Annotated in this window: 10 protein-coding genes, 1 tRNA gene and 4 pseudogenes; 8 read left to right on the forward strand and 7 right to left on the reverse strand. The window is 62.5% G+C overall.

Features of this window, described 5'->3' with window-relative positions:
- Positions 1-474: VOC family protein (locus Q1A87_RS22030; protein WP_299656609.1), on the forward strand; the 474-nt coding region annotated here is incomplete at its 5' end.
- 69 nt (positions 475-543) lie between these two features.
- Here the strand turns inward: Q1A87_RS22030 and Q1A87_RS22035 are convergent.
- The 6 genes from Q1A87_RS22035 to Q1A87_RS22060 form a co-directional block, all read right to left on the reverse strand.
- Complete coding sequence (locus tag Q1A87_RS22035) at positions 544-951, reverse strand: MAPEG family protein (protein ID WP_299656611.1); 408 nt, start codon at positions 949-951, stop codon at positions 544-546.
- A 72-nt stretch (positions 952-1,023) separates the two neighbouring features.
- The gene (locus Q1A87_RS22040; RefSeq protein ID WP_299656613.1) at positions 1,024-1,767 is read right to left on the reverse strand and encodes an SDR family oxidoreductase; all 744 of its coding nucleotides are present in this window, start codon (positions 1,765-1,767) and stop codon (positions 1,024-1,026) included.
- Between the two features lie 270 nt (positions 1,768-2,037).
- Positions 2,038-3,027, reverse strand: a complete 990-nt coding sequence (locus Q1A87_RS22045; protein WP_299656615.1) for a saccharopine dehydrogenase NADP-binding domain-containing protein — start codon at positions 3,025-3,027, stop codon at positions 2,038-2,040.
- A 16-nt stretch (positions 3,028-3,043) separates the two neighbouring features.
- The gene (locus Q1A87_RS22050) at positions 3,044-3,382 is read right to left on the reverse strand and encodes a nuclear transport factor 2 family protein (protein WP_299656618.1); all 339 of its coding nucleotides are present in this window, start codon (positions 3,380-3,382) and stop codon (positions 3,044-3,046) included.
- 4 nt (positions 3,383-3,386) lie between these two features.
- Positions 3,387-3,788, reverse strand: coding sequence for a VOC family protein (locus Q1A87_RS22055; protein ID WP_299656621.1), 402 nt, complete (start codon positions 3,786-3,788; stop codon positions 3,387-3,389).
- A gap of 10 nt (positions 3,789-3,798) precedes the next feature.
- The gene (locus Q1A87_RS22060; protein ID WP_299656624.1) at positions 3,799-4,503 is read right to left on the reverse strand and encodes an SDR family oxidoreductase; all 705 of its coding nucleotides are present in this window, start codon (positions 4,501-4,503) and stop codon (positions 3,799-3,801) included.
- A 169-nt stretch (positions 4,504-4,672) separates the two neighbouring features.
- On the opposite strand from Q1A87_RS22060, the gene Q1A87_RS22065 reads away from it, so the two are divergent.
- The 5 genes and pseudogenes from Q1A87_RS22065 to Q1A87_RS22085 all read left to right on the forward strand — a co-directional run bounded on the left by Q1A87_RS22065 (position 4,673) and on the right by Q1A87_RS22085 (position 7,334).
- Complete coding sequence (locus Q1A87_RS22065; RefSeq protein WP_299656627.1) at positions 4,673-5,605, forward strand: AraC family transcriptional regulator; 933 nt, start codon at positions 4,673-4,675, stop codon at positions 5,603-5,605.
- 78 nt (positions 5,606-5,683) lie between these two features.
- Positions 5,684-6,043 (forward strand): annotated as a pseudogene (locus Q1A87_RS22070) (ATP-binding protein); the annotation flags it as partial.
- 97 nt (positions 6,044-6,140) lie between these two features.
- Positions 6,141-6,272: an ATP-binding protein gene (locus tag Q1A87_RS22075; RefSeq protein WP_299656630.1), complete on the forward strand. Its 132-nt coding sequence runs from the start codon at positions 6,141-6,143 to the stop codon at positions 6,270-6,272.
- Between the two features lie 26 nt (positions 6,273-6,298).
- Positions 6,299-6,622: pseudogene (locus Q1A87_RS22080) on the forward strand (recombinase family protein); the annotation flags it as partial.
- A 247-nt stretch (positions 6,623-6,869) separates the two neighbouring features.
- On the forward strand, positions 6,870-7,334 hold the full coding sequence (locus Q1A87_RS22085) for a hypothetical protein (RefSeq protein WP_299656633.1): 465 nt from the start codon (positions 6,870-6,872) through the stop codon (positions 7,332-7,334).
- A 12-nt stretch (positions 7,335-7,346) separates the two neighbouring features.
- On the opposite strand, the gene Q1A87_RS22090 is transcribed toward Q1A87_RS22085, so the two are convergent.
- Positions 7,347-7,423, reverse strand: a tRNA-Met gene (locus tag Q1A87_RS22090).
- A gap of 389 nt (positions 7,424-7,812) precedes the next feature.
- On the opposite strand from Q1A87_RS22090, the pseudogene Q1A87_RS22095 reads away from it, so the two are divergent.
- Both Q1A87_RS22095 and Q1A87_RS22100 read left to right on the forward strand, forming a co-directional pair.
- Positions 7,813-8,468, forward strand: a pseudogene (locus Q1A87_RS22095) (DDE-type integrase/transposase/recombinase); the annotation flags it as partial.
- A 27-nt stretch (positions 8,469-8,495) separates the two neighbouring features.
- Positions 8,496-8,738, forward strand: a pseudogene (locus Q1A87_RS22100) (transposase); the annotation flags it as partial.

Consider the following 8,738-nt stretch of genomic DNA (forward strand, 5'->3'; position numbering starts at 1 on the left):
AGATGTCCATTATCGATCATGGACATTATCGACAGCAGAGGCTCACCGTCAGAGCAGTCACAACGGACGGATACGACCCAGCCCCCCGAAGGTGTGATCGACCACGTCGAAATACCCGTATCGCACTTCGAGCGCGCGCGGTCCTTCTATCGCGCCGCGCTTGAGCCGATCGGGCTGGAAGAAATCCTGTCCGTGAAGGCAGCCAAAGGTGAAGCTTGGCGGGCTGGATTTGGCAAGGATGGCTATCCACGGCTCTGGCTGGTCGGCCCCCGCGATGTGGCAGCACCTATCCATCTGGCCCTTCGCGCCCCGAGCAGGGAAAGCGTAAATCTGTTTCATGCGCGCGCTTTGGGCGTGGAGGGCCACGACAACGGCGAGCCTGGCATACGCTCCCGATACCACGACAGCTACTATGCGGCGTATGTATTGGATCCTGACGGGAACAATATCGAAGCGGTCTGTCAGACTGAATAAGAACGCGTCCATCGGCAGACATTCAAAGGGGCGGCCTTCTTGCAAGGGCCGCCCTAAAGCGTTGCAGGTTCAGGCAACGATCGCGATCGCGATCACGATCGTCGCCACGACGCCCGCAAGCCAAGCAAGGGTGCGGATGCCCGGAATGCCAGCAACATAGAAGATTGCGTGCACGGCCCGCGCGACGATGAACACGAGCGCCGCTGTCTGAGTGACGCCAGACGTGGCCCCGATCACCTCTGCGCTCAGGATCACCAGGGCAAAGGGAACCGCGTTCTCCAGAAGGTTCAGGTGCGCGCGCCTTGCCCGCCCCGCGGCGCCGGTGGGTGGGGCTATGCCCTCGCGATTGCCCGTCAGTGCGGGGTTGCCGACCTGGCCGCCGTAAAGGGCCGTGGATACGATAGCGAGGGCGAGGAGCAGCACCGCAGTCGCGATGAGGCAATAGATTTCAACTGACACGATTTCCCTTTCGATCATCCGGTCCCGGACGATCTGTTTAGGGTTGAGATTGAAAGCGCCCCGGAACCGCGCGCGGACCGGGGCCGAGGGTCAGACCTGCGACGCGCCGCCATCGACGAACAGTTCGATGCCGTTGATGTAGCCCGACCCTTCGCCGGCCAGGAAGGCGACGGCTTTGGCGATATCCTCGGGCTGTCCAAGCCGACCGACAGTGCTCTTGGATTCGAGGAAGGCAAGGATATCGTCCTGCTGTCCCTCTGGCAGAAAGTCGAGCAGTGACTGCGTTCTGACAGGGCCCGGGCTGACGACGTTGATGCGGATCCCGAGACCTTTGATGTCGAGGACCCACGATCTGACCAGATCACGCAGCGCAGCTTTGGAGGCTCCGTAGACACTGAGCCCGGCACCGGGCTGGATGGATGAGGTGGAGCCGATCAGGACGATGGACGCTCCGGCCTTCATCAGGGGCAGGGCCTTCTGGACCGTGAAGATGACGCCCTTGACGTTGGTTGCGAAGGTGTTGTCGACCTGCTCCTCGGTGATGGCACCAAGTGGCGCGATGATGCCGCCGCCTGCATTGGCCGCGAGGATGTCGATCGTCGAATAGTCAGCCTTGATCGTCTCGTAGAGCTGGTCGAGTTGGGCAAGGTCCGAAACCTCCGCCTTGATCGCCCGCGCATTGCTGCCGATCTCCGCAGCTGCGCTATTGAGCTTGGCCTCCTGACGGCCTGTGATGACCACCTTGGCGCCCTGGACTGCCAGTTCTTTTGCGATCCCCAAACCGATGCCGGACGATCCGCCGGTGATGAGGGCCGTTTTTCCTGTAAGCGTCATTGCTGTTTCCTTTGCATGTAAGCCGCCCGTTGCGATGGGCGTTTCGTGATCGGGCGCACTGGGTCTGCCGCCTTGATTGGAAGATATATCGATTGCTATATTGCGTCTTTATGGGAGTGCACCCGCAGGAGCCACACACTTTATATATCAGTCACTACAATGTTATCGGAAGGAGGGATGATTGCGACCTGCGGCCCGGCTTGCCGCAGTCGCAATCATCGAAATGAGAGGCCAGCTTGGGGGCGGCCTTCTCGTCGCCGGGGCAGGTTGTCAGAGATCGACGATCCGCGTGTCGGCGATGGTCTCGGCAAAGCCGTTGCCGAACAGGCCGGCCGGCGTCTGGAAGCCGGGCCGCACGTCCCCGGCAAGCACCCGCCGGGCCGCTTCTGCTGCCGCCATGGAAGTGAAGGTGTAGCCGTTCACCGTGTCGAGCACCGAGCGTACCACGCTGCCGTCCGCGCCCGTGACTTCGACCGACGCCTGATACCGGTTCGCTTCGCGCTCCTCGAAACTGGGCCCCGCGGGCAGATCCTTTACATCTCCTGTCGCAAAGGAACCGGCGGTGACGTGGACGAAGGTTTCGATGTCGGACACGCCGGTCGCCTGATGAATCGTCAGCAGGTCGGGCAGCGTCACCGGGAAGGACGATCTCGGCCCGAAGCCGAAATCGAACTCGCGCACATCCTCGGGGCTGCGCGTGACGAGAGCGCCTTGGACGAGTTGCAATGTTTCCGGCGCGAGGCTCTGACTTGCGCTGACCGCCGATCCTTTCGACATCGAACCTGCGACATGCAGCGCGATGCTGATCTTCCGGGGAGATGTCACGCGGGCAGCGGCATGCCCGGCGAGACTCCCCAATATGGCGACGCTTCCCCCGCTTCCCGGCAGAAGCATGACTCCGGCCTCTCGGGCTCGAGGGTCGAGCGCCAGGGCCTCGCGATATGTGTCCAGTTCGGCCGAGAAGTCGAGGTAATGCACCCCGGCGCGGATCGCGGCCGACATGAGGGGCGCGGCCGTATGTGCGAAGGGTCCGGCGGCGTTCAGCACCACCGATATCCCTGCAAGGCCCGCCGCGACGGCATCCGGATCGTCTAGCGAGAACAGCCTTGTATCCGCGCCGTGACGGTCGGCCAACGCTTGCAGCTTCTCCCTGTCGTTCTCGCGCCCGGCAAGCACGAGGCCGTGTCCGGACGAGGCGGCATGCTCCGCCACCATGCCGCCGGTATAGCCGGCGGCGCCGTAAATCATGAGAGTTGTCATTGGAATTCCTTCAGGTCTATTCGAGGTCGGCGTCGATGCGCTTGCTCAGCCCGGCGGCATCGACCGACAGGTCGAGGCGTCCGACCTCGTGGCCGAAATCCCCCGTGAAATCGACGCGCAGCCGGGCGCTGACCGCACCCATCCCTTCGAGGGACAGGATGCGGGTCACAGTGTGAAAGCCCACGAAAAATCGCTCAACGTAGTCGCGAACGCCGGCGTGACCGTCGAACCGGTGTCCGGTCGATGGATCGTCGATCACCGCATGGGCTGTGAAGAGCGCCAGGACTGCGTTCACGTCGTAGGCGTTGGTCGCCTCGACCAGCGCGATGGCGGCGTCCCCTATCGCGGGGTGCATCACGTCAGTTCCCATGCTGCCAGCTCTTGTAGACGAATTCGAGGCTGTAGCCGTCCGGGTCGCGCACGTGCGCCGCGAAGTAGCGCGGGTCGTAGTGGAGCTGCGGGCCCGGCGCGTGGATCTCGACCGCCCCGGCCGAGAGTGCCTCGGCATGGACGGCCCGAACCATGGCGTCAGATGTGGCGACAAAGCCGACATGCACTGCCCCTTGAGCAGGGGTGCCCTGGCGCAGCCAGAAGAAAACCTTGCCACCTGCACCGAAGCCCTTGAGGTCGGGATGCCCCGCCGGGCCCTCGCTGCCGTCGTAGTCGTGGCGGGCAGTGATCCCGAGGATCGGCAGGACCTGTTCGTAGAAGGCGATCGAACGCGCGGTATCGCTCACGGTCAGAAAGATGTGGTCGAGCATGAAAGTCTCCTCAGATGTTGTAGCCACCGGTGATTTCGATGTTCTGGGCGTTGACCCAGCGGTTGTCGTCGGAAAGGAGCCCCGCGATCATGCAGCCGACGTCGTTCGGCTCACCCACGCAACCAAGTGCCGTCTGCCCGGCGAGCAGGGTCTCGAATTCTTCGTTCAACCCGCCGCCGAGCTCGGTGCGGATCGGCCCCGGTGCAACGGAGTTGGCCCGGATTCCGCGCGCCCCGAACTCCTTGGCCATGTAGCGAGTCAGCACTTCGAGACCGCCCTTGAAGGACGCATAGGGCGCAATGCCAGCAGTCCCCACGCGGCTGGTTGCGCTGGTCAGGTTAACGATGTGACCGCCGTCTGCCATTAGCGGAAGCAGCGCCTGCGTCAGGAAGAACGGCCCCTTGAGGTGGACCCGGAAGAGGCCGTCGAACACCTCTTCGGTGACGGTCTCAATCGGTTCGTAGATCCCGTATCCCGCGTTGTTGACGAGGGCATCGAAGCTCTGCGCGTTCCAGTTCCGGGCCAACACGGACCTGACGCTGTCACGGAAGGCCGGGAAGTTGGAGCTGTTGGCCACATCGAGCTTCAGGGCCGCCGCCTTGCCACCGGAGGCCTCGTTCGTCGCGACAACATCCTCGGCGGCGGCTGCATTGCTGTGTAAGTCAGGATGACGCCCATCCCCGGATTGGCACATTGGATAGCCGTGCTGGCCCAAGGCCGCGGCTTCCGCCGGTGATGATGACGATACTCATTTCGCTATTCCCTTGTTCGGATGGACAAGAGATAGCCGCCGTGCCCCGGCCCTGCTCACCCGATCCCCCCCTAAACTTGCCTGATCCTGCTTTCGCGTTGTCGTCGGGCCGAACTGGTGTCAGAAGTGGTTGATGGAAACGCAGCTTCACGAACTCAGATACTTGGCAGCGCGTGCCGAAAATTGCCGCACCGAAACCGGCATCCCGCGCGTTGCCATGGTGCAAGGCGAGATCCCGGAGCACCAGCTTGCCGCGGTCTACGACCCGATGGTGAACCTTATCCTGAATGGCTCGAAGACGATGACGGTCGGCGACCTGACACTTCGCTACGATCCTGCGACCTATTTCGTCATGTCAGTCGACTTGCCGGCGGTCGGTTCCGTTCATCCGTCCGCCGCTGGCGAGCCTTATCTGGCGGTCAGCCTGACGCTGACGCCCGCGATCCTGGTGAACCTCTTGGCCGACCTGCCCAAACCTGCCGGAGGGGCTCTCTACGATCCCGCTTTCTCGGTTGCGCCCGTGACGCCGGAATTGCTGGACGCTTGGCTGCGCATGCTGCGCCTGATGGAGCGCCCGGACGAGGTCGCGGCCCTCGCCCCGGCCTACGAGCGCGAGATCCTCTTTCGCGTCCTACAGGGCCCGATGGGCTGGATGCTGCACGACATCGCGACACCCGACACCGCGCTGTCCCGGATCAACCTCGCCATCCAGTGGATACGGGTGCACTTCGCTGAACCCATACGAGTCGAGGCGCTGGCCGAGATGGCGGCCCTCAGCGTTTCGGCCTTCCACCGCCACTTCAAGGCAGTCACGGCCCTGTCTCCTCTCCAGTACCAGAAGCACGTACGGCTGCTGCACGCACGCTCCAAACTGCTCGCAGGCGACGGCAATGCAACCTCCATAGCCTTCGGGGTTGGCTATGAAAGCCCCTCACAGTTCAGCCGCGAATATGCCCGGCAATTCGGCCTGCCGCCATCGAGAGACGCCGCAAGGCTGCGCTTATCGGCCGAGGTTCCCGGCCTTCCGGCGCCCGCGCCTTCGCCAGTAGGCGGGTACAGTGTTTAACTTGTGCTGACCTGCCCCACGCGACCTGCGGCCAGCCGCCAAACGTCCGCAACTGATTTCTCGCCGATACAAGCAGTGATGAGCATTCTGGATTGGAGCGGATTGTCTCTGCGCGATAAACAAACGGCAGTAAGGGCGGTCGTAACTCGCTCGATTTCTGCACCCACGAACTGCTGCGGGACCCTGCGCACCGCAAAGCTCCATCCGGTCAAGACGCTCGAGAGCTTCGACTTCTCCTTCCAGCCCTCGCTCGACCGCGAGCGCATCGCGGCTCTTGCCCAGCTCGACTTCATTCGTCGTGCCGAGGTCGTCCACTTCCTCGGGCCGCCGGGCACCGGGAAAAGCCACCTCGCCACCGCCCTCGGCGTTGCCGCCGTGCAGGCCGGCCGCCAAGTCTACCGCGCCTCGCTGGCCGAACTGATCGACGGCCTCGCCAGAGCCGAACGCCACGGACAGCTCACCGAGATGGTCCGCTTCTACGCCCGCGCCGCGCTCTTGATCGTCCCTCTCTTGGTTTGCAACCCACTGCCGGGCAGTGGACGAGATCGGCTACCTGCCCATCAGCCAGGGCCGCGCCAATTTGTTCTTCCAGCTGGTGAACGCACGCTACGAGAAGGGCGCCATGATCCTTGGAGTGCGCCCTGAAAAGTGGTCCTCCCTGACGTAGACTTTTGAGCCGGACCACGTGCGACTGCGGCTCGTCTCAACGCCGATGGCATTCCCAGTCTGCGCGGCGGGAAGTGGAACGACAGCACGATCCGGGGGAACGCAAAGAAGCGGGACGGCATGCTGCGTAACGAGGCGTATGTCGGCGTGATCGTCTACGGCCGGAACAATTTCATGCAGGACCTGGAGACCGGCAACCGCGTCTCGCGACCGGCCGAGGTGGACAACATCGTGCATCGCGACCGTCCCGAGTTACAGATCGTCGATGACGAACTCTGGAATTCCGTTCAGATCGTCTGGAGGCGACCTACGAGAAGTACGCGAAAGATGAGACCGACGCCCGCTCACTGAACGGATCCCACCGCGCAGAGTATCTACTTGCCTGTCTCGTCAATTGCGATTGCTGCGGCGCGGGGTACACCATTGTCGCGAAGGATCGCTACGGGTGCTACGGGCGCAAGACGCGCGGTGCACAGGAATGCGGGAACGCAAAGACGATCTTCGCTTCCGCCTCGAAAAATGAATCCTCGGTCGGCTCCGTCAGGGACTTCTGACGCCTGAACTTACGGGGTATTTCAAGTCCAAGGTCGCGCGTCTTATGAATGCCGAATCCGCCAAGGCCAACAGGAAGAATCTCACGCTGGAGGTCGATCTCGCAAAGGTCCGGCGGGCGATCGCGCACCTTCTCGACATTCTCGAAAGCGAAGTGGGAAGCGATGCCCTCGTTGAGTGCATCCAGGCGAAGGTGAAGGAGGCACAGCTGCTCGAGGCGGCAATCATCGCGCGCGACAAGTCATCGAAGTCCCCGTCGTCGGCGGAGACGCCGGATCTCGAGATGGTCTACGACGGTCTTTTCGAACGGCTCGATAGTTTCTTGGCCAAGCCGACGGAGGTTGTCATCGCGAACGAACTGATGAGCCGGCTCATTTCCGAAGTCCGAGTCCACCCGGACGAGAATGCGCGCGACGGTTTCGCGGTCATGATCCATGGCGATCTCGCCAGGATGGTCACCGCAGCCGGTCAGAAAGACAAAAGAGCCCGAGGGGCGCTTTATCAGTCTTGAATCAGATTTCGGTGGTTGCGGGGGTAGGATTTGAACCTACGACCTTCAGGTTATGAGCCTGACGAGCTACCGAACTGCTCCACCCCGCGTCACTTCCGTCGAAGTAACGTTCACGCTTGTGGACCGCAAGTACACCTGCCACGTTTTTCTTCGTTTCCTCGACGAAATGACGACTATCCGAGATTCGGCTTGATTCCCGAATAGGGCGTGCCGAGCGGCGCCGCAGCCTTAAACTAGCTGTTTGATCCCACGGTTTGGTGGTGCGATCCTTTCTCGGGAATGGAAAGAGGCGATATGGGACAAGTTCGTCATGGGACCGCCACGTACTGTCACCCGGCAGGCGATCTGCATGGCAGATCTGCGGGGAGGGCACGTTCGCCGTCAGAGTTGCAATACAGCGATCCACTGCCCGGCAGGGTGATGCGCAGCATGATCCCGAGAGGGGCAAGCTTCGCTCTCGCGGCTGAGCGGCGAGTTGGGGATCGAACCCAAGACGGTTGCGAAGTGGCGGAAGCGGGCGACGGTCGAGGATCTGAAGACAGCTCCGAGGGAGCCGCGCTCGACAGTTCTGACCGAGACGGAGGCGGCGATGATCGGCGCGTTCCGACGGCACACGCTGCTGCCGCTGGACGACTGCCCCTATGCCCTGCAGCCCTCGATCCCGCGCCTGACACGTTCAGCCCTGCATCGTTGCCTGCAGCGCCATAACGTCTCGCGCTTGCCGGATGTCGAGGGCTCTCGTGACATTGCTGCGCAATGCACTGTCGGGCAGTGGACAAGCCGAAGCGGCAGAAGTTCAAGCGCTACCCTGTCGGGTTCTTCCACATTGATATCGCCGAAGTTCGGACGGTGGAGGGCAAGCTTCATCTCTTTGTGGGCATCGACCGGACCAGCAAGTTTGCGGTCACGCAACTCGTGGACAAGGCTGATCGCAAGACCGCGTGGGAGTTCCTCGCACATCTTCTCAAGGCGATCCCATATCGCATCCACACGATCCTGACTGACAACGGCATCCAGTTCGCCGGGCAGCCCCGGAACCGCAACACCGCGTATTCCCGGCAGATGCGGTTCGACATGATCTGCGAGGCACATGAAATCGAGCCCCGCCTGACCAAGCCCAACCACCCCTGGAGTTGGAGGGTCGTGTCGCGTATCTGGTGCATGAGCGACCTCTACTGGCCGACCGACAAGCGGATGGGCAGGCTGTCCGCTTTCTTCCCGAAGTCGCAGGGCAAGCCTCGGGTGGATGACAAGTGAGTCTCGAGCGTGATTGCCTTCGTCGATCGCAATGGCTGGCGCCGCGCGACGTGCCGGAGGTCTTTGGCCTTTACAAGACGCTTTGTAGCCGCTGGAAGCGCTGGAGCGGTACAGGGTCTCGCGCGGATGATGGCTGGTCTGGCGGCC

This window comes from uncultured Jannaschia sp. (genome assembly GCF_947494055.1).
GTDB lineage: Bacteria > Pseudomonadota > Alphaproteobacteria > Rhodobacterales > Rhodobacteraceae > Jannaschia.